Source organism: Vibrio sp. A2-1, from assembly GCF_021728355.1.
Lineage (GTDB): Bacteria > Pseudomonadota > Gammaproteobacteria > Enterobacterales > Vibrionaceae > Vibrio > Vibrio splendidus_K.
The window spans coordinates 45,486-71,571 of sequence record NZ_JAKKCO010000008.1 but is presented as its reverse complement, the minus strand read 5'-3'; the positions used below and the strand labels follow the sequence as shown (position 1 = coordinate 71,571).

At 45.1% G+C, this 26,086-nt stretch carries 24 protein-coding genes; 2 read left to right on the top strand and 22 right to left on the bottom strand.

Features of this window, described 5'->3' with window-relative positions; translation table 11 throughout:
* Positions 1–38: 38 nt before the first annotated feature.
* From truD to rlmD, 9 genes are all read right to left on the bottom strand, one after another.
* Positions 39–1,085 (bottom strand): tRNA pseudouridine(13) synthase TruD, encoded by a 1,047-nt coding sequence (truD, locus tag L3V33_RS19640; protein WP_029405000.1) that lies wholly within the window; start codon positions 1,083–1,085, stop codon positions 39–41.
* Between the two features lie 22 nt (positions 1,086–1,107).
* Positions 1,108–1,587 carry a 2-C-methyl-D-erythritol 2,4-cyclodiphosphate synthase gene (gene ispF / locus L3V33_RS19635; RefSeq protein ID WP_004735397.1) on the bottom strand — a complete coding sequence of 160 codons (480 nt, stop codon included), beginning with the start codon at positions 1,585–1,587 and terminating at the stop codon, positions 1,108–1,110.
* Positions 1,588–1,589: 2 nt separating this feature from the next.
* Complete coding sequence (ispD, locus tag L3V33_RS19630; RefSeq protein ID WP_017091774.1) at positions 1,590–2,291, bottom strand: 2-C-methyl-D-erythritol 4-phosphate cytidylyltransferase; 702 nt, start codon at positions 2,289–2,291, stop codon at positions 1,590–1,592.
* A complete protein-coding gene (gene ftsB, locus L3V33_RS19625; RefSeq protein ID WP_004735394.1) occupies positions 2,291–2,572 on the bottom strand; it encodes a cell division protein FtsB in 282 nt (93 codons plus the stop codon). Before ftsB ends, ispD begins: the two co-directional genes overlap by 1 nt.
* A gap of 254 nt (positions 2,573–2,826) precedes the next feature.
* The gene (gene eno, locus L3V33_RS19620) at positions 2,827–4,125 is read right to left on the bottom strand and encodes a phosphopyruvate hydratase (RefSeq protein WP_029405988.1); all 1,299 of its coding nucleotides are present in this window, start codon (positions 4,123–4,125) and stop codon (positions 2,827–2,829) included.
* Between the two features lie 81 nt (positions 4,126–4,206).
* Positions 4,207–5,847 (bottom strand): CTP synthase, encoded by a 1,641-nt coding sequence (locus L3V33_RS19615; protein WP_017095250.1) that lies wholly within the window; start codon positions 5,845–5,847, stop codon positions 4,207–4,209.
* Positions 5,848–5,979: 132 nt separating this feature from the next.
* Positions 5,980–6,795, bottom strand: a complete 816-nt coding sequence (gene mazG, locus L3V33_RS19610) for a nucleoside triphosphate pyrophosphohydrolase (RefSeq protein WP_004735391.1) — start codon at positions 6,793–6,795, stop codon at positions 5,980–5,982.
* A 229-nt stretch (positions 6,796–7,024) separates the two neighbouring features.
* A complete protein-coding gene (relA, locus tag L3V33_RS19605; protein WP_004735390.1) occupies positions 7,025–9,250 on the bottom strand; it encodes a GTP diphosphokinase in 2,226 nt (741 codons plus the stop codon).
* 136 nt (positions 9,251–9,386) lie between these two features.
* The gene (gene rlmD, locus L3V33_RS19600) at positions 9,387–10,706 is read right to left on the bottom strand and encodes a 23S rRNA (uracil(1939)-C(5))-methyltransferase RlmD (RefSeq protein ID WP_171317360.1); all 1,320 of its coding nucleotides are present in this window, start codon (positions 10,704–10,706) and stop codon (positions 9,387–9,389) included.
* 165 nt (positions 10,707–10,871) lie between these two features.
* Between rlmD and barA the strand changes: the two genes are divergently transcribed.
* Positions 10,872–13,685 (top strand): two-component sensor histidine kinase BarA, encoded by a 2,814-nt coding sequence (barA, locus tag L3V33_RS19595; RefSeq protein WP_171313217.1) that lies wholly within the window; start codon positions 10,872–10,874, stop codon positions 13,683–13,685.
* A gap of 287 nt (positions 13,686–13,972) precedes the next feature.
* On the opposite strand, the gene acpS is transcribed toward barA, so the two are convergent.
* The 11 genes from acpS to rpoE form a co-directional block, all read right to left on the bottom strand.
* Positions 13,973–14,353 (bottom strand): holo-ACP synthase, encoded by a 381-nt coding sequence (gene acpS / locus L3V33_RS19590; RefSeq protein ID WP_017077798.1) that lies wholly within the window; start codon positions 14,351–14,353, stop codon positions 13,973–13,975.
* Between the two features lie 95 nt (positions 14,354–14,448).
* Entirely contained in the window at positions 14,449–15,186 is a 738-nt protein-coding gene (pdxJ, locus tag L3V33_RS19585) for a pyridoxine 5'-phosphate synthase (RefSeq protein WP_009847651.1), read from the bottom strand.
* Positions 15,183–15,911 carry a DNA repair protein RecO gene (gene recO, locus L3V33_RS19580; RefSeq protein WP_012604785.1) on the bottom strand — a complete coding sequence of 243 codons (729 nt, stop codon included), beginning with the start codon at positions 15,909–15,911 and terminating at the stop codon, positions 15,183–15,185. Before recO ends, pdxJ begins: the two co-directional genes overlap by 4 nt.
* 102 nt (positions 15,912–16,013) lie before the next feature.
* Positions 16,014–16,985, bottom strand: coding sequence for a GTPase Era (era, locus tag L3V33_RS19575; protein ID WP_004735384.1), 972 nt, complete (start codon positions 16,983–16,985; stop codon positions 16,014–16,016).
* Positions 16,978–17,655 (bottom strand): ribonuclease III, encoded by a 678-nt coding sequence (gene rnc / locus L3V33_RS19570; RefSeq protein WP_004735383.1) that lies wholly within the window; start codon positions 17,653–17,655, stop codon positions 16,978–16,980. The genes era and rnc overlap by 8 nt, the downstream gene beginning before the upstream one ends.
* 26 nt (positions 17,656–17,681) lie before the next feature.
* Positions 17,682–18,578, bottom strand: a complete 897-nt coding sequence (gene lepB, locus L3V33_RS19565; RefSeq protein WP_017077797.1) for a signal peptidase I — start codon at positions 18,576–18,578, stop codon at positions 17,682–17,684.
* 97 nt (positions 18,579–18,675) lie between these two features.
* Positions 18,676–20,469, bottom strand: coding sequence for a translation elongation factor 4 (lepA, locus tag L3V33_RS19560; protein ID WP_171313216.1), 1,794 nt, complete (start codon positions 20,467–20,469; stop codon positions 18,676–18,678).
* A gap of 137 nt (positions 20,470–20,606) precedes the next feature.
* The gene (locus tag L3V33_RS19555; protein WP_017084321.1) at positions 20,607–21,077 is read right to left on the bottom strand and encodes a SoxR reducing system RseC family protein; all 471 of its coding nucleotides are present in this window, start codon (positions 21,075–21,077) and stop codon (positions 20,607–20,609) included.
* A complete protein-coding gene (rseB, locus tag L3V33_RS19550) occupies positions 21,074–22,036 on the bottom strand; it encodes a sigma-E factor regulatory protein RseB (protein ID WP_114634014.1) in 963 nt (320 codons plus the stop codon). Before rseB ends, L3V33_RS19555 begins: the two co-directional genes overlap by 4 nt.
* Positions 22,033–22,656 (bottom strand): sigma-E factor negative regulatory protein, encoded by a 624-nt coding sequence (locus L3V33_RS19545; protein WP_114634015.1) that lies wholly within the window; start codon positions 22,654–22,656, stop codon positions 22,033–22,035. Before L3V33_RS19545 ends, rseB begins: the two co-directional genes overlap by 4 nt.
* Positions 22,657–22,682: 26 nt before the next feature.
* Complete coding sequence (rpoE, locus tag L3V33_RS19540) at positions 22,683–23,261, bottom strand: RNA polymerase sigma factor RpoE (protein WP_004735377.1); 579 nt, start codon at positions 23,259–23,261, stop codon at positions 22,683–22,685.
* Positions 23,262–23,650: 389 nt separating this feature from the next.
* Here rpoE and nadB point away from each other — a divergent pair, with 389 nt between their 5' ends.
* Entirely contained in the window at positions 23,651–25,267 is a 1,617-nt protein-coding gene (gene nadB, locus L3V33_RS19535) for an L-aspartate oxidase (RefSeq protein WP_017084322.1), read from the top strand.
* 72 nt (positions 25,268–25,339) lie between these two features.
* Here nadB and L3V33_RS23270 read toward each other — a convergent pair whose 3' ends face one another.
* On the bottom strand, positions 25,340–25,780 hold the full coding sequence (locus L3V33_RS23270) for a protein YgfX (RefSeq protein WP_346730231.1): 441 nt from the start codon (positions 25,778–25,780) through the stop codon (positions 25,340–25,342).
* Positions 25,728–25,988 carry a succinate dehydrogenase assembly factor 2 gene (locus tag L3V33_RS19530; protein WP_004735374.1) on the bottom strand — a complete coding sequence of 87 codons (261 nt, stop codon included), beginning with the start codon at positions 25,986–25,988 and terminating at the stop codon, positions 25,728–25,730. The genes L3V33_RS23270 and L3V33_RS19530 overlap by 53 nt, the downstream gene beginning before the upstream one ends.
* Between the last annotated feature and the right edge of the window lie 98 nt (positions 25,989–26,086).

The following is a 26,086-nucleotide window of genomic DNA, read 5'->3' as shown; positions in this document are numbered from 1 at the left end:
ATTTCCGATATCAAGTGACTTCGCTCCAAGCAGAATCGTTATTGCTCGTAGCTTCTCTCTACGTGAACTTCTTCAACCAATTCACGAACAATAGCGGTTGCGAAACAACCTGCATCGAGAGAGAACTTAAGAGTGACATTGTCTTCGTTCACTTCCCACGCTAAACCCATCGGCTTCAGCGAAGCTTCGCGGCGATCATGGCGCATACGGTTGCCACAAATAAGAGCCATTAGATCCGGTTCAGCATCAAGGTGCTTCTGCTCTAAAGCTTGAGAGGCATCCGTCGTCGGTAACGCATTATCTCCTGCTAAAGCAACAGTAATAAACGCAGAGCCGTTCGCGATGTCTTGGTTTACCGCTTCGATGTTATCCGCTGTTACCGCTAATTGAGCGCCGTCTTTCACGACAATATCGCCAACCAATGCCGACGCAAACGCATCTTGCTCAATACGGTCAGAAAGAATTAAGTTGTAAATCCAAGAACGAGCCGCAGAAAGATACAAGCTGCGCTTATTCTGATTACGCGTACGAACGTTTTCACGACCCCAACGACGAGCTTCAGATAAGTTGTTACCTTCATTACCAAAGCGCTGAGCACCGAAGTAATTTGGCACGCCCACTTGAGCGACTTTTTCTAAACGCTTTACCACATCATCACAATCCGTTACTTCAGACAAAGTTAGCTCGAATTGGTTGCCAACTAAATCGCCTGGACGTAACTTTTTGTTGTGACGTGCTGTCGCCAAGATCTCAATGCTTGGGTATTGTGCGAGAAAAGCAGAAAAGTCAGGTTCACCTTTTGGCAGATGCACGCTTAACCACTGTTCTGTCACAGCATGACGGTCTTTCAAACCAGCCCAGCTCACGTCTTTCGACTTAACACCACACGCTTTAGCCAGTTCGTTTGCTACGAAGCTCGTGTTCTCACCAGTTTTACGAATACGCACCATTAAGTGCTCGCCTTCACCAGTAAACTCAAAACCCAAGTCTTCATTAACGACAAAGTGTTCGGCTTTTGCTTTTAGTTTTGCTTTCGCAGTTGGTTTACCGTTTAGGTAAGCCAATGAAGATAAAATATCTGACATGCTGTTCTTTTCGTGTTGGTGCTTACGCACTTTTAGTAATTAGGACCACCGCTTCACATGCGATGCCCTCTTTGCGACCTGTAAAACCTAAACGCTCGGTAGTCGTGGCTTTTACATTCACATTGCTAATGCTTGTTTCTAAATCTTGAGCAATGGCTTGGCACATAGAGTCTATATGAGGAGCCATCTTTGGAGCTTGCGCCATGATAGTAATATCCGCATTACCAATCACATAACCTTGCTCTTTTACTCGACGGTAAACATCTTTCAGTAATTCGCGGCTATCTGCGCCTTTCCACTCATCATCCGTATCAGGGAAATGACGACCAATATCACCGGCTGCAATGGAACCCAGTAAAGCATCGCATAATGCGTGCAGGGCAACATCACCGTCTGAGTGGGCGATAAGACCCTGTTCATAAGGGACACTCACGCCACCAATAATTACCGGGCCTTCACCACCAAATTTGTGTACATCAAAGCCATGGCCAATACGAATCATCATTATTCCTTATTCTGACTTAAATAGAACTCAGCCAAAGCCAAATCTTCAGGCTGAGTAATCTTAAAATTATCTGAACGCCCAGCAATCAATGCTGGTGATAAACCTTTCCACTCAAACGCAGAGGCCTCATCGGTAATCGAAACGCCTTGTTGCAAGGCCTCACTCAAGACTTTCCGTAAAGGCTTAGATCGAAACATCTGAGGGGTAAGCGCATGCCAAAGATCGACGCGATCGACCGTGTGTTCAATTTGTCCTTGAGCACCACGCTTCATTGTATCGCGAACCGGCGCAGCTAAAATCGCGCCAACATCATGGGTCATAGCACCAGAGATCAGTTTGTCGATATCGCTCAATTGGATACAAGGCCTAGCGGCATCATGCACCATCACCCAATCACTGAGTTGCTGTTGGGCAATATAGTCCAGAGCAGAAAGCACTGAATCGGCTCTTTCCGTTCCGCCGGAAACTCTGATCACCAGTGGATTAAGGTTAAGCGGTAATTCAGGGTAGTAAGGATCATCATCACTGACCGCTACCACAATTTTAGACACTTGAGGGTGCGACAACAGTTTCTCAACGGTGTGCTCTAAAATCGTTTTACCGTGAATTTGAAGATATTGCTTGGGACGGTCTGCCTTCATTCGGCTGCCGACGCCCGCAGCGGGGACCACTGCAATAACGCTTTGAAGTTGGTTCGACATTAATGAGATTCCTCACCAATAATACGATAAAACGTTTCGCCTTCTTTCACCATTCCCAGCTCATGACGTGCGCGCTCTTCTATCGCGTCTAAGCCTTGGCGTAGATCGTCGATTTCCGCAAACATCTCAGCATTGCGAAGATGAAGCTTTTCATTTACTTGCTGCTGAACTTGGATTTCGTTGTTCACACCGTAGTAATCAGAAATACCATTTTTACCGAGCCACAGTGTGTGTTGTAGCCAGCCAAACACTATGAGCAGTACTAAAGCAAAAATTCGCATAACACCTTTCGCCGGTTGAAAAAGAAGGAACTAGAATAAGGCACATATATACCATAATGCGCTTATTGGTGCGAGATATGTGGTGTCAGGGAATCAATAAGTCGGGGAATTATTGGACAGAATAGTGAGTGGTAACAATGAAGTTCCCTACTCCTTTCTTCGTCAGTCTAGGGAATGACGTATTTTAGGCAAAAAAAAACGCCCTACCGAAGTAGAGCGTTTTCAAAAGCTTTAAGCTAATAATTCAGAGTGAATTATTGACCTTTAACTTCTTTAAGACCGTTGAAAGGTGCTTTAGAACCTAGAGCTTCTTCGATACGGATAAGTTGGTTGTACTTAGCAACACGGTCAGAACGGCTCATAGAACCAGTTTTGATTTGACCTGCAGCTGTACCTACCGCTAGATCAGCGATAGTTGCATCTTCAGTTTCGCCAGAACGGTGAGAGATTACTGCAGTGTAGCCAGCGTCTTTAGCCATCTTGATAGCAGCTAGAGTCTCTGTTAGAGAACCGATTTGGTTGAACTTGATAAGGATAGAGTTAGCTACGCCTTTCTCGATACCTTCAGCAAGAATCTTAGTGTTTGTAACGAACAGATCGTCACCAACGATTTGAAGCTTGTCGCCTAGAAGTTCAGTTTGGTGCTTGAAGCCATCCCAATCTGACTCGTCAAGACCGTCTTCGATAGAAACGATTGGGAAGTTGTTAGCTAGTTCAGCTAGGTAGTGGTTGAACTCTTCAGAAGTAAAAGTTTTACCTTCGCCCTTCATGTTGTAGATGCCAGCTTCTTTGTCGAAGAACTCAGATGCTGCACAGTCCATAGCAAGAGTAACGTCTTTACCTAGTTCGTAACCAGCAGCTGCAACAGCTTCTGCGATAACTTCTAGAGCTTCAGCGTTAGATTTAAGGTTAGGAGCGAAACCACCTTCATCACCAACTGCAGTGCTGTAGCCTTTAGACTTAAGAACTTTAGCTAGGTTGTGGAATACTTCAGCGCCGATACGCAGACCTTCTTTAAGAGTTTTAGCGCCAACTGGTTGGATCATGAACTCTTGGATGTCAACGTTGTTATCAGCGTGCTCGCCACCGTTGATGATGTTCATCATTGGTAGAGGCATAGAGAACTGACCAGCAGTACCGTTTAGCTCAGCAATGTGCTCGTATAGAGGCATGCCTTTCGCAGCAGCAGCAGCTTTAGCGTTCGCTAGAGAAACAGCAAGGATAGCGTTAGCACCGAACTGAGATTTGTTCTCTGTTCCGTCTAGGTCGATCATAACTTGGTCAACGTCAGCTTGTGCTTTAGCGTCTTTACCAACTAGAGCGTCAGCGATTGGGCCGTTTACAGCTTCAATTGCTTTAAGAACACCTTTACCTAGGAAACGTGATTTGTCGCCGTCACGTAGCTCAAGAGCTTCGCGAGAACCAGTAGATGCGCCAGATGGAGCAGCAGCCATACCTACGAAACCGCCTTCTAGGTGTACTTCAGCTTCTACAGTTGGGTTACCACGTGAATCGATGATTTCACGACCTAGAACTTTAACGATCTTAGACATTGAATGTTTCCTTCTCGTTGAATATATAAATGTCAAATTTAAAGGTAGCAGCACAACTTACGCAGCTACCTGGATTCCTTTTTACTTTTCTAATTCGCCGCGCTGGAATTCGCCAGCCGCTTTAACGAAACCTGCAAACAATGGGTGACCATCGCGAGGTGTTGAAGTGAACTCTGGGTGGAACTGAGCAGCAACGAACCATGGGTGGTTCGGGTTCTCAATAACTTCAACCAGTTTCTTGTCCGCAGATAGACCCGATACTTTTAGGCCCGCTTTTTCGATTTGTGGACGAAGATTGTTGTTCACTTCGTAACGGTGACGGTGACGTTCATGGATCGTCGCGCTACCGTATAATTCGTAAGCTTTCGTCCCTTTCGCTAGGTGACAAAGCTGTGAACCAAGACGCATTGTGCCGCCTAGGTCAGATTTTTCAGTACGCTCTTCAACTTTACCTTCGCCGTCAATCCACTCAGTGATTAGGCCAACAACAGGGTATTTAGTTTCTTTGCAGAATTCAGAAGAGTGTGCCCCTTCCATTTTCGCAACGTTACGAGCGTACTCAATAAGAGCAACTTGCATACCTAGACAGATACCTAAGTAAGGTACTTTGTTTTCACGAGCGTATTGTGCAGCAAGGATCTTACCTTCAACACCACGATCGCCAAAGCCACCAGGAACTAGGATTGCATCTAGGCCTTGTAGAATTTCTGTGCCTTTAGACTCAACATCTTGTGAATCTACATATTTAATTGTGACACTTAGGCGGTTTTTCAAGCCTGCGTGCTTCAGCGCTTCATTTACTGATTTGTATGCATCTGGCAGTTCAATGTACTTACCAACCATACCAATCGTTACTTCACCCGTTGGGTTAGCTTCTTCGTAAATTACTTGTTCCCATTCAGACAGATCAGCTTCTGGAGCATCGATACCAAAACGCTTACATACAAGATCATCAGTACCCTGTGCACGGATTAACTGTGGGATCTTGTAGATTGAATCTACGTCTTTCATAGAGATAACGGCTTTTTCTTGTACATTACAGAAAAGAGCAATTTTCTTACGTTCGTTTGCTGGGATAACACGATCTGAACGACAAACTAGAATGTCAGGTTGGATACCGATAGACAGTAGCTCTTTTACAGAGTGTTGCGTTGGCTTAGTTTTAAGCTCACCCGCTGCACCTAAATAAGGAACGAGAGTTAAGTGCATGAACATTGCGCGTTCACGGCCTAATTCTACTGCTAGCTGACGAATCGCTTCCATGAATGGTAGAGATTCGATATCACCTACAGTACCACCAACTTCAACAAGCGCGATATCGTGGCCTTTAGCACCAGAGATTACGCGTTCTTTGATAGAGTTAGTAATGTGAGGGATAACCTGGATTGTTGCACCTAGGTAGTCACCACGACGTTCATTACGTAGAACGTCAGCATAAACACGACCTGCTGTGAAGTTGTTACGCTTAGTCATCTTGGTGCGAATGAATCGCTCATAGTGACCAAGGTCAAGGTCAGTTTCAGCGCCATCTTCCGTAACGAACACTTCACCGTGCTGAGTCGGGCTCATAGTGCCTGGATCAACGTTGATGTAAGGGTCAAGCTTCATCATAGTCACTTTAAGACCACGAGCTTCTAAAATAGCCGCAAGAGATGCTGCTGCAATACCTTTACCTAGAGAGGATACAACCCCGCCAGTAACAAAAATGTAATTTGTCGTCATGTTTAACCTGAAATTGGTTGAATGAGGGAAATGGATTACTTCTGGACGGGATGAAAATATACCAGAAGCCCCTTATCGCCACAACGTGAAATCTATCACACTGCAATTTTTTATTTTTTGCTTCAAATCAATTCATGATAAAAGCTTTGATGATCTTTTCTCCGCCACTTTGACTTCATCCCACATGGAATCAAGCTGTTGTAGAGAAAAGTCGGTCAAAATTTTATCTTGCTGACGAACTTTTTGTTCCACACCTTTAAAGCGGCGTGAAAATTTCAGATTGGCTTTATTGAGAGCCGTTTCTGGATTTTTACCCAAATGTCGCACTAAATTGACGGTAGCAAACAACAAATCACCCAGTTCTTCTTCAACTAAATCTTCGTTTGGCGTTACTTGAAGTGCTTCTTCTAGCACCTCATCAACTTCCTCTAAAACCTTATCTGCAACCGGGCCGATAGAGTCCCAATCAAAGCCAAATTTCGCGACTTGCTTTTGAATCTTTGTAGCACGCGAAAGTGCAGGTAGAGAGTTTGGTATTGAGTCTAGAATACTTTCTTGAGTTTTGCCTGCCTGTGCTTTTTCTTTGGCTTTTTCAGCTTCCCAGTTGGCATTAATTTCTTCATCACTGGCAAACTCAGTATCAGAGAACACATGCGGATGGCGGCGCGTTAGCTTCTCATTGATACCGTCGACCACATCAGAGAACTCAAACAAGCCCTGCTCTTTTGCTAACTGACTGTAGAAAATCACCTGAAACAACAGGTCGCCCAACTCTTCTTGTAGATTCGGCCAGTCTTTGTTGTGAATCGCGTCCACCACCTCATACGTCTCTTCGATAGTATGCGGCACAATTGTTTCAAAATTTTGTTTCAAATCCCAAGGACAGCCACCTTCAGGATCGCGCAGCTTAGCCATAATCTGTTCAAGTTGTTCAATCGGGTGATTCATCGTTTTCTTCCTATTCACTGTCTTTGATTTATAAATTTATAACGTCTTCTAAAACTAAAAAAGGTGAGCAGCCAAAACCACTCACCTTTGTTGATACTGTCTAATTCTCTAAATAATTGAAACTGTGGCTAGGCGACAAGCAAGCGAGACTCCTGAGCATAGCTTGTCTATGTGATTGAGCGAGTGCGCGCAGGCAACAACGCCATCAGCTTCAAGTATGACGAGAATTTTAGCCTAGGCGTTTTACGCTCATGACATCTTTGATCTGCTCTACTCGACTGGTCACTCGACTCAGAATCTCAATATTGGTCACTTCCAAATCAAAATCCATCACCGACAGTTGACGTTTATAGTCAATACGGCTCTTCATTGTCGTCACACTGACTTTTTCGTTCAAAAACAGTGACGTTATATCTTTCAACAAGCCTGTGCGCTCTAGGGCCTCTACACGCAGCGTTAAGATATACGAGCCGACAAAACCATCGCCCCACACAGTATCGATGATACGTTCGGGTGCATGTAGGTTAAGTTCACTTAACTGTTCGCAATCGCTACGGTGCACTGAAATACCGCGACCTTGAGTTATGTAACCTTTGATCACATCGCCTGGGATTGGCTGGCAACAACGAGCCAAGTGGGTCATTAGGTTATCGACACCTTCAACGACGACGGCATCCTTTTTCGGACGACTCTGATGAGCGGGCTTATTGTCAGACTCAAGCAACTTTTCGAGCGCTTTTTTATCTTCTTCTTCCGCTGTCGGCTTGTTGACCAAAGCATTGATGTGATTAACGACTTGGTTGATACGCATATCGCCGCTACCAATACCCGCATATAGTTCATCTGGAGTATTGACGTTGAATCGTTTCAGCGCGTATTGCTCGGCATCTTTCAGCGTCGCTCCGACTCTGCCTAATTCGACTTCAAGAATATCTCGTCCGGCTTCAAGGTTTTTCTCACGACTCTGAGCGCGGAACCAGGCGTTAATTTTTGCACGAGCTCGACTTGAGTGAACAAAGCCTGTGGTCGGGTTTAACCAATCACGTGATGGATTCGGTTCTTTTTGAGTGATGATCTCAACTTGATCGCCCATCGCTAGCTTATGAGTAAACGGGACGATTCGACCTGCTACTTTGGCACCGATACAACGGTGTCCAACCATCGAGTGGATGTGGTAAGCAAAATCCAACGGTGTTGCACCCATTGGTAAATCGACCACATCACCACGAGGTGTAAAGGCATAAACACGGTCATCAAAGACTTGGCTACGCACTTCATCCAGCATTTCACCAGAATCCGACATCTCTTCTTGCCAGTCGATAAGCTTACGAAGCCAGGTGATTTTCTCATCGTAGCCACTGCGTACGCCGCTTGAAGCACCTTCTTTGTACTTCCAGTGCGCTGCAACGCCTAATTCAGAGTCTTCATGCATCTGCTTGGTACGGATCTGAATTTCAATGGTCTTGCCTTCAGGGCCAAGAACTACGGTATGAATCGATTGATAACCATTGGGTTTAGGGTTCGCCACATAGTCATCAAATTCACTTGGGAGGTGTTTATATTTGGTGTGAACCACACCTAAACCGGCATAACAGTCTTGCAGTTGGTCTGCGATAATACGCACCGCACGCACGTCAAAAAGCTCATCAAACTCTAAGCCTTTTTTCTGCATTTTACGCCAAATACTGTAGATGTGTTTTGGTCGACCGCTAACTTCAGCATTGATGCTTGAGCGATTCATTTCTGACGTTAAATCGTCAACAAAGTCAGTGATGTATTGTTCGCGCACGATACGGCGCTCAGACAGTTGTTTAGCAATCTGCTTATAGATATCGGGTTGTTGGTAGCGGAAAGCGTAATCTTCAATTTCCCACTTTAGCTGACCAATACCTAAACGGTTTGCTAGAGGTGCATAAATGTTGGCACACTCTTTTGCTGCCGCACGGCGCACAGCATCAGGGGCCTTTTTCACTTCTATGAGATTACAAATTCGCTCTGCTAGTTTGATGACTACGCAGCGGAAGTCATCCACCATTGCAAGCAGCATTCGTCGAACATTATCGACTTGACCCGAGGCAGCACTGCCTTCAAGGGTGACGTTTAGCTGGCCCAAAGCCGCCATTTCTTCCACGCCATCAATCAGCTTTACGGTTTCCTTTCCGTAACTTTCTTCAAACGCTTCACGCTCAAAAACACCGCTTGATACGACAGGGAAAAGTTGCGCTGCCACTAAAGTTGCGCGATCCATAGACAAGGTGACCAAGATTTCAATCATCTCGCGCCCACGCCAAAGCAAGAGTTCGCCTTGCTCATGATCTTTTAATAGCTCTTCACAGTGACGATAAACTTTGGTCAGTTTATTCGAGGTTTTTGCGTCTTGATTCAGTGACGCAATCCAATTATCTAGCTCAAACTGTTCGCTTGGGTTTAAATGTGCGCTTCGTACCGCAACCATCATGCCTTCCTAGTTATTATGTTTTATACCCAATTCAATATGACTAACTGATTCCAAGTTAGTTCGACTCATATTGATATCAGCGCAGGCTTCCCTGCACCTTTGTGATTCATTTTTAAGCCTTGTTTAAGGGCCTCTAAGCCTTGATAAAGAGAGCCATCGATTCTAGATGACTGGTGTGTGGGAACATGTCCAACATACCCAGCTTGGCTAATTGATAGCCTTGCTTTTCTAAGCTCTCTGAATCTCTAGCTAGAGTAGCAGGATTACACGAAACATAAACCACACGCTTCGCTCCTAACCCTGAAATTTGATCAACGACCCCACTCGCTCCAGCACGTGCTGGATCAAGTAAGATTTTATCAAATCTTTCTTTTGCCCAAGGCTGTGAAGATAGCTCTTCTTCAAGATTCGCTTGATAGAATTCTGTATTACTCAATTGATTTAAAGTTGCGTTAGATGTGGCCTGTTGAACCATTTCATCAACACCTTCAACACCCACTACAAACGCAGATTGTTGTGCAATAGGCAAACTGAAGTTCCCTAAGCCACAAAACAGGTCGAGCACTCGCTCATCGGCTTGAGGCTCTAGCCACTCAATCGCTTGAGCAACCATTTTCTGGTTCACTTTCTGGTTAACTTGGATAAAGTGGTTTGGCTCAAAAGGTAAAGTCACGCCTGTTTCGCTATAAACTGGAGCATCACCGACTAAACGAACGAGCTTGTCCGTTTCAGGCATAGTATACAACGTGGCACCTTCCGCTTTAGCGAGTGCAATCAATGCTTGCTCATCTTTCTCAACCAAAGGCTTAAGGTGACGCAGCACCATCACCGGGCCAGTATCGCCCAACACCAATTCAACGTGTCCTAAAGACGTAAGGTTGCTGAAAGTATTGAGTAAACTTTTCAGTTTTGGCAGCAATACATTAAGGCGAGGATCCAACACGGCACAATCGGTGATATTTTCAATCTGCTTACTTTGTTTCTTACGGAAACCGAACTGAAGCTGCTGTGTCTTCTTATCAACAAACAGGCTGATACGCGCGCGACGTCGATAACCGGTTTCATCACCCACAATCGGCTCAACAACTTCGGTGTTAGCCGTTTGGTATTGACTCATCAGGTGCGTCAAAGATTGCGATTTATGCTCAACCTGAGAAGCGTAACCAAGATGTTGAAGGTGACAGCCACCACACTGATTAAAGTGCTTACAGAATGGCTTTAAACGCAGCTCACTCGGTTTAAGTAATTTGATGAGTTTTGCTCGCGAAAACTTACTTTTGCTCTCAGTAAGTTGAATAACCACCTGCTCACCGGGCAATGCGCCATCAATGAAAACAGGTTTATTCTTCTGATAAGCGATGCCAGCGCCATTGTGATCCATTCGTTCAACCAAAACCGATTGATGCTTGGTCTCGAGTTGAGTTTTCTTTTTTGGTTGGAAAAAACGTGCCATTGCTTGTGCCTAATGTATCTTTTAATAAGTAATTGGTATCCAGGACTCACTATTATGCCTTGGAATCATTGTCGAACGTCACGGCTTTGATTAAGCTTACCGTTCACTTAACCGCCATTGTGTGCGTTATTTTCCCATATCCAGACCTCGATGTAATTAAAGAACATGACCAGATATGGCTTAAGAGCCCGTGTAATTACCTTAACTCTAGCTCCAACCTTGATTATTGGGTTGCTATTGAGTGCATTTTTCTCATTTAACCGCTATCAAGACCTTGAGGGCCAAGTGGTTAATACTGGTACTAGCATCATTGAACCGCTGGCAATTGCTAGTGAGTCAGGCATGAAGCTCGAAAGTCGAGAGTCTGTTCGTCAGCTTATTAGCTATGCGCATCGAAAAAACTCTAAGCTGGTGCGTAGTATCGCGGTGTTTGATGAACGCCATGAGCTGTTTGTAACCTCAAACTTCCACCCAGACTTCGAAAGCCTGACCTATCCGAAAGATAAACCCATCCCGCATTTAAGCTCATCGAACCTGCTCGATAATACGCTGATTCTTCGGACACCCATCATCGCTGAAGGTCAATACATCAATTCAGCCAATGGGCAGTCTCAAGCCAACCAAGCGATCGGCTATATTGCGATAGAGTTAGACTTGTCATCACTTCGATTGCAGCAGTATCAAGAAGTGTTCTCTGCCTTCTTGGTGTTGATTTTGGGGCTGGGACTTTCTGGTGTATTTGCTTTTCGCTTGATGCATGACGTAACCCAACCGATCACACATATGAAAAACATGGTCGACCGAATTCGTCGTGGTCATCTCGATGTGCGTATCGAAGGCAAAATGCACGGTGAGCTAGACTCACTGAAAAACGGTATCAACGCGATGGCGGTATCGCTATCAGAATATCACGTCGAGATGCAGCACAGTATCGACCAGGCTACGTCTGATCTGCGTGAAACCCTAGAGCAATTAGAGATTCAAAACGTTGAGTTAGACATTGCGAAAAAACGCGCTCAAGAAGCGGCTCGTGTTAAATCTGAGTTCTTGGCTAACATGTCTCACGAATTGAGAACACCGCTTAACGGTGTGATTGGCTTTACTCGTCAAATGCTTAAAACCCATCTATCGACCAGTCAAACAGATTACTTGCAAACCATTGAACGTTCAGCAAATAACCTACTCAGTATCATCAACGATATTCTTGATTTCTCGAAACTGGAAGCCGGTAAATTAGCGCTCGAGAACATCCCATTCGAGTTCCAAGCCAGCCTTGAAGAGGTTGTGAACCTTCAAGCGACCAACGCCCATGAGAAAGGCCTAGAGCTAACACTTAAGATAGACCCGAAAGTGCCACCAGGCGTTGTTGGTGACCCGCTGCGTATTCAGCAGATCCTAACCAACCTTGTTGGTAACTCAATCAAGTTTACTGAACGTGGCAACATTGATATCAGTGTTGAACTTCGTTCACAAAGCGAAGACAGCATCGAGTTGCAATTCATGGTTCGCGATACAGGTATTGGTATCTCTGAGCGTCAACAAGCTCAGCTATTCCAAGCCTTCAGCCAAGCCGACGCAAGCATCTCTCGTCGTTATGGCGGTACGGGGCTAGGCCTAGTTATCACCCAAAAACTGGTCAGCCAAATGGGCGGAGAGATCAGCCTAACCAGTCGCCTACACCAAGGTTCAACCTTCTGGTTTACTTTGAGACTATCAACGACTGATATGCCGATGACTGAGCTGATTGAGACTCAGTGTCTGCAAGACAAGCAGCTGCTGCTTATCGAGCCAAACATGCAAGCGGCGTCGATTACTCAGCAAATCTTAACCCAAGAAGGCTTGGTGGTAACGTATCGTTCGGTGATGCCTGACGAATCGACCTCGTATGACTACGTTCTACTCAACCTAGCCGCGAACCAAGAGTATCAATTTGATACCGTGAGTGGTTGGGCGATTGGCGCGAAGAAAATCGCTCAGAACGTAATTATTGGTACGCCGAGTACTGAGCTAGCTCTGGGTGAACAATTGATGAAAGAGGTTGATGTTCAATGCATCACCAAGCCTCTCTCTCGTAAGAAACTTCTACAAACTCTGATCTCTAATCAAGCACCAACCTTGATTGCACCAGCCATTGAAACGCACTCAGAAGAGAAGCTACCGCTCACTGTATTGGCGGTCGACGACAACCCAGCAAACCTTAAATTGATCACCGCGCTACTAAAAGAGCGTGTAGAGACTGTCATCAGTTGCACCAGCGGACAGAAGGCCATAGACAAGGCGAAGGAGACCTCATTTGATATCATCTTCATGGATATCCAAATGCCGCAAATGGATGGCGTGACGGCCTGTAAGAATATAAAGGAGCTAGCAAATAATGCGAATACCCCCGTCATTGCCGTCACAGCACACGCGATGGTTGGCGAACGGGACCGTCTACTTGAAGCCGGCATGGATGACTACCTAACCAAACCGATTGAAGAGCACGTGTTACAGCAGGTTCTGATTCATTGGAGCCCTACCTCTGAGGTTGAGCACATTGAAAAAATAGACCCCGCCCACCCGGCAGTCTCTGCGGAAGTAGACAATAGCTCAGTTTCAGATTCTGAGGCTAACGTGCATAAGAATATCATCATTGATTGGCAAGCAGCTATGAAGCAAGCCGCTAACAAAGAAGACCTCGCACGCGATATGCTGCAAATGCTAGTCGACTTTATTCCTGAGGTTTATGAGGCCGCAGAGAAAGCGATCGAAGACAGTGACTACCCCGTTGAAGCACTGACACACATCATCCACAAGATGCATGGCAGCAGCTCATACAGCGGTGTACCAAGGCTGAAGTCGGTGTGTGCGACGATAGAGAAAGAGCTGCGTTCCGGCACTTCCGTTGAAGACATTGAACCTGAACTTTTTGAACTTCAGGATGAATTAGATAAGGTTCAAGCAACCGCGATTCATTATTTGAAACCAGCTAAGACCTAGCGAACATTTCTTACTCACAAATATTCGTTAAACGGTTTACCAGCCAATAAAAAAGCAGAGCTCATGAGCTCTGCTTTTTCTGTCTAGTGTCTAGAGCACCAGATATAATACCAATCACAGTAAGTAAGTGATCAAAAATAGCGTAGGAAAAAAGCTTGAGAACAAGGCAGGGTTTTTCGATAAGTAGTTATTCTACAATCAAAAATTCTAACGAAGTTATCGAGTTTTTTAACAAGCTAGGGTGAACAGTTATTTACTACGATTGGTATAAAGTAACGGTAATCTATTTACGACTCGAGTAGTACCGTCGCCACCGCATAATGGCGCTCATCTGAGATAGTCAGATGAATCGACTTTGTACCACTCGCTTCTGCGATTTCACGCGCCTTTTTATGTAGGCTTAGAACTGGCTTGCCATGCTCATCGTTTGAAATCTCGAAATCGTGAAAGGTCACACCAAGCGCGATACCCGTGCCCAACGCCTTAGATGCCGCTTCTTTTGCAGCAAAGCGTTTTGCAAGGTAACGCCCTTTTTGCTTCAGTTGCTGAAATACTTCAAACTCAGAGTCGGTCAAAATACGCTGAGCAAAAGCATCGCCACTTCGTGACAGTGCCTTTTCAACACGTTCGATTTCTGCGATATCTGTACCCAATCCAACAACAGCCATGTTTACCCTACTACCAAACTTCTATCTATTAACGTTATCGATTCTACTGATTAACCGCTTAACGCTTACTACTAAACTAATGACGAGTTAAAGAACTAAGCGTTGTTGCGTGCTGTTTCCATCACGGCTTTCATGTCTGCAACGGCTTTATTCAAACCATCAAATACTGCGCGTCCCATGATCGAGTGACCAATGTTCAACTCGTAAATCTCAGGAAGTGCCGCAATCGGCGCTACGTTATGATAAGTCAGACCATGACCAGCATTCACTGTGATACCAAGATCGTCTGCGTAGCTTGCGCCTGCAGCAATCTTTTTAAGCTCATCTTGCTGATCTTCTTCTGTTTTCGCATCAGCGTAATGACCAGTATGAAGCTCAATGAACGGTGCGCCACACGCTTTTGCTGCGTCGATTTGCTCACGATCTGCATCGATAAACAGAGATACTTTGATACCCGCAGCCGACAGTTTTTCCGTCGCTGCTTTGATCTTTTCAAGTTGACCAACCACGTCCAAGCCGCCTTCCGTCGTCAGCTCTTCACGCTTCTCTGGAACCAGACAAACGAACTCAGGATTAGTATCGAGTGCAATTTGAACCATCTCGTCCGTCACTGCCATCTCTAAGTTCATGCGAGTCTGGATTGTCTCAGCAAGAATACGTACATCGCGATCAACAATATGACGGCGATCTTCGCGCAGGTGAATGGTAATGCCGTCAGCACCCGCACGTTCAGCAATTTCAGCTGCGTGTACTGGATCTGGGTATTTAGTACCACGTGCATTACGTAGTGTAGCAATATGGTCGATATTAACGCCTAAAAGGATTGAGCTCATTTTCCAATACTCCGTGCTCTAGAGAGGGCTATTGTGGGCATAAATAGCTCTCTACTTTTTAATGGTTTGCCGCCAAGATACGGCTTTAAGGCTATGCGTGTAAAGCGTTTTGCTGCTTTTAACTGCTCTTTAGTGATAAACCTACGTTCACTGATTGCGATAAGTTCATCGCCCATAAATGTCAGGTTATCTCGACGTACAGAAGCGATGAAACCTTTCTGCTCTCGATAGCGATAAGTCATACTTGGATCGATCGCTTCACCAGTACCAGCACAATGCAAAAAGTCGACGCCATACCCCATAGCGGAAAGTAGAGCCAATTCAAAACGACGTAGCGCTGGCTCAGGGTTCTCATTATGAGCGAGTTCTGTTAAAGCATGAAGATAGTCGTGAAAAAATGCGGGCATGGCTACTTCGGCCATCAACACACGGCCAACTAGCTCATTGACATACATAGCGGAATACAGATTAATACCGGCAAGAGGAAGCCCCAAGCTGATGGGTTCAGCTTGGCGTAACGTTTTCATTGAACCATTGCCAGACCACTTAAGCAGCAGAGGCGTAAAAGGTTGCAATGCACCTTTCAAATTAGAACGCTTACTCCGCGCACCTTTAGACATCAACGTCACCCGACCGTACTCTTCACTGAAGACGTCTAGAATCAGGCTCGACTCACTGTATGGTCGACGGTGCAACACAAAGCATCGCTGTAACCCTTCGCTCAATCACTTACCCTTCTTACAGATACAAAAAGAGAGAGTTCGCACTCTCTCTTGAAATTATATTCAGTTCAACTTTCTTAATCTCAGAAAGTGACGTTCAATATATTATAGATCGTCGATGTAGCCTAACGAGCGAAGTGCACGCTCATCATCAGCCCAACCAGACTTAACTTTAACCCAAGTCTCTAGGTAAACCTTACGACCGAACAGTTCTTCCATGTCGATACGAGCTTCACGACCAATAGTTTTGATCTTCTCGCCCGCTTTACCAATCACCATCTTCTTCTGACCAGTACGTTCAACAAGAATCAAAGCATTGATATGGAAGCCATCGTTATCAGGGTTGTAATCGAAACGCTCGATTTCAACCGTTACTGAGTAAGGTAGCTCTTCGCCTGTGAATCGCATCAGTTTTTCACGGATGATTTCAGAGGCCATAAAGCGCTGTGAACGATCCGTTACGTACTCTTCAGGGAAGTGATGCGTCGCTTTAGGTAAAGAGTTACGAACGTGCTTACGCAGTACATCGATATTCTTACCTTGCTTCGCCGAGATTGGTACAACATCAAGGAAGTCCATCTTCTTAGACACTTCCATCATATGTTGCATCACGTCTGTACGGTCTTGAACGTTGTCTACTTTGTTAATACAAAGGACGACTGGGAAATCTGTTTTTCTCAGCTTATTCAGTACCATTTCATCGTCGTCAGTCCAGTGAGTACCGTCAACAAGGAAGAATACTAGGTTCACATCGCTCAGTGAGCTGTTCGCCGCACGGTTCATCAAACGGTTGATTGCACGCTTTTCTTCGATATGAAGTCCAGGAGTATCAACGTAGATCGCTTGGTAATCACCTTCAGTTTCTACGCCCATAATACGGTGACGTGTCGTCTGAGGTTTACGTGATGTGATCGAGATTTTCTGACCCAAAATATGGTTCAGAAGCGTCGATTTACCTACGTTTGGTCGACCCACGATAGCGATGAAGCCACAGTGTTGGTTTTCCGGTAGGCCCGTTTTTTTGCTATCAGATGAAAAGAATGCATCGATATCGAAATCTTGATTGTTATCAGACATTGCTTAGTTGCTCTAATGCTGTTTCAGCAGCCGCTTGTTCTGCCTTGCGGCGGCTAGTGCCTTTACCGATAACAGGTTTATCCACACCTGCCACTTCACACTCAACCGTAAACTCTTGGTTGTGTGCTTCACCTTTAATATTAGTCACTGTGTAGACAGGTAGGGGATTTCTTCGACCTTGTAAAAACTCTTGTAAGCGAGTTTTCGGATCTTTTTGAGATACACCAGGCTGAATAGACTCTAGGCGAGATTGGTACCAGCTTAAAATAATGCGGCGAACAACCTCGGTATCACTATCTAAATAGACAGCACCGATGATCGCTTCTACTGCATCCGCTAGAATAGAATCACGACGGAAACCGCCACTCTTCAACTCACCTGGACCTAATTTTAAGTAATCTCCTAGTTCGAATTCACGACCTAGTTCTGCCAATGTATGACCACGTACTAATGTTGCGCGCATGCGGCTCATATCACCTTCGTTTACCTTAGGGAAACGGTGGTAAAGATCATCAGCGATAACAAAACTTAAAATTGAATCGCCCAGAAACTCAAGACGTTCGTTGTGTTTACCTGCGGCGCTACGGTGAGTCAGCGCCAAATGGATAAGATCGGCATCATTAAACTGATAGCCAATCTTTCTCTCTAGTTTATCAATTGGAGAATTCATGCTCTCTCGATGTGTTATGTGATCGATTAGTGAATCCCACCGATGCGATTAAAACGCACACCAGTAGGAATCCATGTTGGAAGTACACTGTCTGAACCGCGTTCGAATTCGAAGCTGATCCAAATAGCAACGGCCTTACCAACAAGGTTTGCTTCAGGGACAAAGCCCCAGTAACGGCTGTCAGCACTGTTGTCACGGTTATCACCCATAACAAAGTATTGGCCTTCTGGAACGATCCACTCGTTAACACCATTGCGAGGTTGATATGCTTGCACACGATCACGACGTAATGGGTTAACTAAGATTTGGTGCTCCACGTCACCCAGTTGTTCATTCAACTGAATCAGAGGCACACCATCTTGAATAAATTGGCTTTCTTCAACGTTACTTAACTTCACTGGTTTACAGCTACTGCCACCCTTCGCTTGAATGCAGACTTCTTTATTGCTGCTGTAGCGAATGGTATCACCCGGCATACCAACAACACGCTTGATGTAGTCGATATTCGGCTGAGGTGGGTATTTGAATACGATTGAATCACCACGTTCTGGTTTGCCCGTTTCGACTAGTTGAGTGCGCCATACCGGGTCTTTTAGACCGTATGCGTACTTCTCTACTAAGATGAAATCACCAACCAATAGTGTTGGCATCATCGAACCAGATGGGATTTGAAACGGTTCATAAATAAATGAACGCAAAACCAAAACAAATGCAATTACAGGGAAAATGGACACACTGTTCTCAACCCACCAAGGCTGAGCCGTAACTTTTGCGCTGGTTGCAGCGTCTAGGCCATTCGATTGTGCTTCAACGTCAGCAAGCTTTTGCTGGCGTTTCTTCGCCCACACAAACTTTTCCAACGCCCATACAATGCCGGTCACTAGAGTTACGATCACTAAAATAAGCGAAAATGTATTAGCCATTGATATCCCTTAAATTTCATTTCTTTAAAAATAACGAAAGTGAAAGAATAGCGAGCTACTCTTCCACTTTCAATTATTCGTTTAATGCTGGATAAAGTTAGTCTTTACCAACATGAAGAATCGCTAAGAATGCTTCTTGAGGCAGTTCAACGTTACCGATCTGCTTCATACGCTTCTTACCTTCTTTTTGTTTCTTAAGAAGTTTCTTCTTACGACTGATATCACCACCGTAACATTTTGCGATTACGTTCTTACGCAGTTGTTTCACTGTAGAACGAGCAATGATGTGGTTACCAATCGCTGCTTGAATCGCGATATCGAACATCTGACGAGGGATGAATTCTTTCATCTTCTCAACCAGTAGACGACCACGAGACTGAGCAATGTCTTTGTGCGTAATGATAGCCAGTGCATCAACCGTTTCGCCATTAAGCAATACGTCAACACGAACCATGTTCGACATTTCAAAACGTTGGAAGTTGTAATCCAGTGACGCATAGCCACGAGATGTTGATTTCAAACGGTCGAAGAAGTCTAGAACCACTTCTGCCATTGGCAGGTCGTACGTCACAGCAACTTGCTTACCGTGATAAACCATATCAACTTGCACGCCACGTTTTTCTACACATAAGGTAATTACGTTACCTAGGTATTCCGACGGAACAAGGATATTACAACGAGCGATAGGCTCACGAATCTCTTCTACATCATTAGTCGCAGGCAGTTTAGCCGGGCTATCGACGTAAAGAATTGTGCCATCTGTTTTTACAACTTCGTACACTACGGTTGGTGCCGTTGTGATTAGGTCTAGGTCGTATTCACGCTCTAAACGCTCTTGGATGATCTCCATGTGAAGCATTCCTAAGAAGCCACAACGGAAACCAAAGCCAAGTGCTGCTGAACTTTCTGGTTCGTAAAACAGTGATGCATCGTTCAGGCTTAGTTTGCCTAGTGCGTCACGGAAGTTTTCGTAGTCATCAGACGATACTGGGAATAGACCTGCGTATACCTGAGGCTTCACTTTTTGGAAACCAGGCAGACGTTCTGTGCTACCGCCTTTTGCAAGCGTCAACGTATCACCAACAGGTGCGCCAAGGATGTCTTTAATACCACAAACAACCCAACCAACTTCGCCAGTATTTAGCTCTGTTGTGTCGATTTGCTTAGGTGTGAAGATACCTAGACGGTCAACACCCCAAACTTGGTCTGTCGACATTACTTTAATCTTGTCGTTCTTCTTCAGCTTACCGTTCTTGATACGAACCAAAGAAACAACGCCTAAGTAGTTATCGAACCAAGAGTCGATGATCAACGCTTGTAGTGGCGCGTCTGGATCACCTTCCGGTGGTGGGATAGCTGTTACGATGTTTTCAAGAACGTCGTCAACACCGATACCGGTTTTTGCAGAACAACGCGTCGCTTCCATCGCATCGATACCAACGATCTCTTCGATTTCTTCAGCAACACGCTCAGGTTCAGCAGCAGGTAAGTCAATCTTGTTCAAGATTGGCACTACTTCCAGTTCCATTTCGATCGCGGTGTAACAGTTTGCTAGAGTTTGTGCTTCAACACCTTGACCAGCATCCACAACCAATAGCGCGCCTTCACAAGCGGCTAGAGAACGAGATACTTCGTAAGAGAAATCTACGTGTCCTGGAGTGTCGATAAAGTTAAGTTGGTAAGTTTCACCATCTTTCGCTTTGTAATCTAAAGTCACACTCTGCGCTTTAATTGTAATACCACGCTCGCGTTCTATATCCATAGAATCGAGGACTTGAGCTGCCATCTCACGTTCACTTAACCCTCCACAAACTTGGATTAAGCGGTCAGAAAGGGTCGACTTACCGTGGTCGATGTGGGCGATAATCGAAAAATTACGAATGTGCTTCATAGGCTTGGTGTGACTAAACTCTTTGAATAGGGATAATAAGAAAGCCGCGACGCGTCCAATCTACAGTCAGCATTGGTGGCGGCATTTCAATCAAGTTGGCAGATTCTACCCAATTTAAGGGCAAGAAGCATCATAAATTAGACGAGAGGCTCGCCTAGGATTCGAATCAAGACGACTTCTTGCTTGGATTTGTCTTCCATAGGTTTGGCTAACCGCTTAGCTAAGGCAATGCCACCAGCAGTAAACAGAGCAGCGCTTAAGATAACAATGCCCTCGCCCCCTTGGAGTAAGGGTTGCAACAAGAGTTGTCCAAAACCAGCACCAATCATCAACATGAAAAGTGGAATGAGGTAAACAATAGCCGCAGACTGCAGTAGGCTTTTTTCTGGAAAGCCAATTTCCACGATCTGTCCGGCTTTAACTAAACTTTTGGTTTTAAGCTGCCAAAACAAGGATTTATTACCAACAGCCTTGGTAACAATACCCGTTCCGCAGCTTTTTTGAGATGAGCAGCTGCTGCAACTGGTTTGTTGTTCGCAGCTCAGTTGAACAAAGTATTGTTGACCGCTTTGTTCAACCGAGCTAACGGTTGCCAGCGCCGTCATCATTGCGCTGGTACCGGTTTATTGAACGTAACTGATTGCGCAATACGTTTGGCCGTTGCTGGTGGAATATCACCCACCACAGAGATCTCTTTGTCACCAATCACTAAGCTGTGTAAGGTTCTGCGTCCTTGGCGTACCAACTGCCCTTTCAATGAATGTTCGTCTTTATCCGCGATATAAACTGAAAAGCTAAACAACCCATCACTGAAAAGTTGGCTTTCAACCATTTTATCGGTCGCAGCCATTGGATAACGACTAAGCTCTTTTGACTTAAATCCTTCAGGAATCCAAGAGGCTTGCCAGTTAGTTTCACTCACTAAGCCTTCCGGCAGTGATAAGACTTTCGGCAGTTGAGCGCTATTCAAGCCCCCCATTGCCTCAGCAATCTTATCGTTCACCACGAAAGAGATAGTACGATACTGTTCAAGCACTTCGCCATCACGATCCAACAGATCGGCACGCAAAGGAAGACTCGTTTTTTCGTCTACCCAAACGACGTAAGAGTAACGAAGGCCATCTTTCGGCACCACGCGCAATACTTGCGTAGTACTTCCAGCTTCACGAGCACGACCAACTTTAACGAAATCGTAATAGTCGTTGAGCGCGTCAATATCTCGATTAATCATCGGAATAACAGGGGCAACCATACTGCCAGATTGAATGGTAAACGGTTCTGTGCCCGGTTCAATATAACTGACTTCATCACCACGTCGAATAACTTCACGGATAGGCCCGCTCAAGTAAACAAGGTGCGCGAGTTGTTGGTCGTCGTTAACCGCATGGCGATAAACAAGAGGTTCAATACTGCTCTTCTTGATCAAAATGTAGGAGAGTTCGTAATTTAGATGCTGACTGGCCTCGTTCATCTGATGTAACAACGCCTTTGCAGTGGGTTCCTCTGCAAAGGCTGTTGGAGACATCAAGCTGAACAGTGTCAGTGCACTGACCAGGATTTTCTTCATTCAATGTCCGATTCTAGATGTGCATCTTGCATTGGCGATGCATCACTGTTTAATCTTAGCTGCAGCTCATAATCTTCTAGCATTGCATGAACGCGTTTGCGCTGCTCTTGCAAGTTAGCTTCAGATGCTGGCTTTTCAACAGAGTCACGCGTTAAACTTACTGGTTCCGCAGAACCCGCAAATGGAATCGTCTGGAGTACAGGCAACTGCTCTGGCGCAGCAGGATCGCTGCCACCATATTGTTGAACACCTAGTACAACGACGAGTGAGACACACGCTGCCACGGCAACTTGTCCAAACTGTTGTAACCACGCCGGAAGCTGACGCTTCGCTTGCTGAGGTTTAGGCTGCTCTTCAATTGGAGCAACAGTTGGTTCAACACGCACTTGGTGCAGGTTCGGCATTACACTATGTGCAGGCTCATTATCAAGCGCTGCCGCAACACTGTTAGCAATGTTCCACTCTGGAGTTTCTGGCGCATCCCCACGCATAACATCACCAATTAGATGGTAACTCTGCCAGGTATCCATGCTTTCTTGATCAGATTCGAGATCTACAATGAGAGCTTTATCGATCGTTTCACCATCCATGAGTGCCGAAAGCTTTTCTTTATCAGCCATTATTTTCACCATAATTATTACAAGTTCTAGCGTTGCAAAAGAGGCTTAATTTTCTTTTCCACCGCTTCACGAGCTCGGAAAATACGCGAACGTACGGTTCCTACAGGGCAATCCATTACTTCTGCAATCTCTTCGTAGCTCAAACCTTCGAGCTCACGCAACGTCATTGCAGTTTTTAAGTCTTCTGGTAGCGCTTCAATCGCTCCAAAAACAACTTGTTTCAATTCGTTTGACAGCGTTAAGTTCTCAGGGTTCGATATTTCTTTTAACGCGCTGCCTGTTTCGTAATATTCTGCATCTTCTGCATCTACATCTGTTGCTGGCGGCCTACGGCTCTGGGCAACGATATGATTTTTAGCGGTGTTCACGGCAATTCGGTACAACCATGTATAGAAGGCACTCTCGCCACGAAAGTTAGGTATCGCGCGGTAAGCTTTAATAAAAGCTTCTTGTGCTACATCAGGTACATCACCGGAATTATTCACGTATCGAGAGATAAGATTACAAACTTTATTTTGGTACTTAACCACTAGTAAGTTAAAAGCCTGCTTATCTCCACTCTGAACTCGCTCAATCAACACTTGATCGGTTAGCTGCTCGTTCATTCGAGCGGGTACTCCTATTGTTATAACCCTTACCTTCACAGATATGGGTACTAATTATGCGAAATGTAGTATTGACACCACCGTCTACAAGAGCACTATTGTGACTAAGCCAAATACCGAAAGTTCCAACTTTCTTAAAATTATTTGCCATTATTGTTTCACAATGTGATGTAATAAAAATAGCTATCCCTATCAATTTGGGGAAACTTGAGCAAAAGCAATGGTATTGAGCAATTAAATATTTCTAGATAGCTGTCTGTACATTGATTTTGTGTAGCGTTTTAGGATGACTTTGGAGAGATTATAACAGTCTTAGCCAAACTCCTAAAACAAGACAACGTCAATTGAGAGTGGACAACTCGACTATAGCCCGGGATTTAATAAGTTTTATGAACGCAAACCGTGAACATCAGTGTGATGTATTAGTGGTAGGAAGTGGTGCGGCAGGCTTGTCATTAGCCTTACGTGTAGCAGAACATGCAAAAGTAATTGTATTAAGCAAAGGACCACGCAGCGAAGGATCGACGTATTACGCACAAGGTGGTATCGCCGCGGTGTTCGATGAGTCGGACAGTATTGAGTCTCATGTAGAAGATACTCAAATTGCTGGGGCTGGGTTATGCGAAGAAGATACAGTTCAATTCATTGCTGAAAATGCTAAAGAGTGTGTGCAATGGCTGATTGATGGTGGTGTTCCATTTGATAAAGATGAGAACAGCACGGAAGGCCAACCAAAATATCACCTCACTCGTGAGGGTGGCCACAGCCACCGCCGAATTCTGCACGCTGCCGATGCAACTGGCATGGCAATGCAAACCTCACTGCAAGATAACGTCAACAATCACCCCAACATCGAGATCTTCGAGCGCCACAATGCGCTAGATTTGATCACAGAAGATAAGGTTGGTGGTTCGAAAGACAAAGTTATCGGTGCCTACATTTGGAACCGTAACCAAGAACACGTTGAAACCGTGCGCGCTAAATTTGTTGTATTAGCTACAGGCGGCGCTTCAAAGGTTTACCAATACACCTCTAACCCAGATGTATCTTCAGGTGATGGTATTGCTATCGCTTGGCGTGCGGGTTGTCGAGTAGCAAACCTTGAGTTCAACCAGTTCCACCCAACTTGCTTGTTCCACCCAGAAGCGCGTAACTTCTTGCTAACGGAAGCACTGCGTGGTGAAGGTGCCTACCTGCGTCGTCCAGACGGTTCTCGCTTCATGAAGGACTTCGACGAGCGTGGTGAACTGGCTCCGCGAGATGTGGTTGCTCGTGCGATTGACTTCGAAATGAAGCGCCTAGGTGCCGACTGCATGTATGTTGATATCAGCCACAAGCCTGAAGAATTCATCACAACGCATTTCCCAATGATCCATACTCGTTTGATGGATTTGGGGATTGATATGACTAAAGAGCCGATCCCTATCGTACCGGCTGCGCACTATACCTGCGGTGGTGTGATGGTGAATAAACAAGGTCAAACCGACTTAACTAACTTATATGCGATTGGTGAAGTGAGTTACACCGGCTTACACGGTGCGAACCGCATGGCGTCAAATTCACTGCTTGAATGTGTTGTGTATGCTTGGGCAGCAGCAAAAGATATCGTTGAAAACATCGACCAATCTCAACTGTGCGCTGAACTGCCTGCATGGGACGAAAGCCAAGTCACCAACAGTGATGAAGAAGTGATCATTCAGCACAACTGGCACGAGCTAAGACTGTTCATGTGGGATTACATGGGTATTGTTCGAACGGACAAACGTCTAGAACGTGCAATGCGCCGTATTCAGATGCTGCAGCAAGAAACTCATGAGTACTACAGCTACTTTAAGGTTTCGAACAACCTATTAGAACTGCGTAACTTGCTACAAGTGGCAGAGCTAATGGTGCGTTGTGCGATGCAACGTAAAGAGAGCCGCGGCTTACACTACACGTTGGATTACCCAGAACTTGCAAAAGACAGTGGCCCAACGATTCTTACGCCAGAGAGAAACCAGTCGTAATCATTATTTGAAAGCTATTAGCTAATCACTAAACGCAATCAAACGAAAAGGAGCCTAGCGCTCCTTTTTCTTTTATCTCGCGTTCTCATTTGCCTCGTGCGATCGTTGTAAGTTCGCCAGAAAGTGGCGATATTCACGCTCACGACAACTATCACGCCAAAGCATTACCGAATGCCCACATTCGAATTTTAGTTTGACGAAAAACTGTGCCCAGATCTTATCAACGGACTTAAGTGTGTAGGATTGGTCATTGAGTCGAATCTCGCCATCTTCTTTATAATCAAAACATCCATGTGCTGTATTCAAGATTACATGATTGGCTTTAAACAAACTGAGCATTAGAGCTAAACAATAGAGGGCAACAACGAGCGGGATAGAAGAAAAGACAATGAAAAACAAAAGGCACCCAGAAACAGTGCCTTTTGCAAATAATGCGGAAACTGAAGGTTTAAGCTGAAGCTTAACGAACCTTGCTGAGGTTGTGCGCGACAATTTTATCAACCATTGAAGCATGGCCTAGATTTTCACTGCGCCCATGTCCCATAACCCAAGTAAACAAATCTGGGTCATCACACTCAAGTAGAGAAACAAACTCACGCTGTTCCTGCTCTTGCAATGAATCAAAACACTCTTCAAAAAATGGCATGATGACTACATCAAGTTCTAACATGCCACGACGGCAACCCCATTTAATTCGTGCTTTCTGCTCTGCAGTGTACATTGGCTATCCTCACCTATAATTTTTCTTTCTCGGAGTGTAACAAGTCATACGCTCTGCAACTACTATGTGAGTCACAGTCCCTATCTAAGCTCACAAAA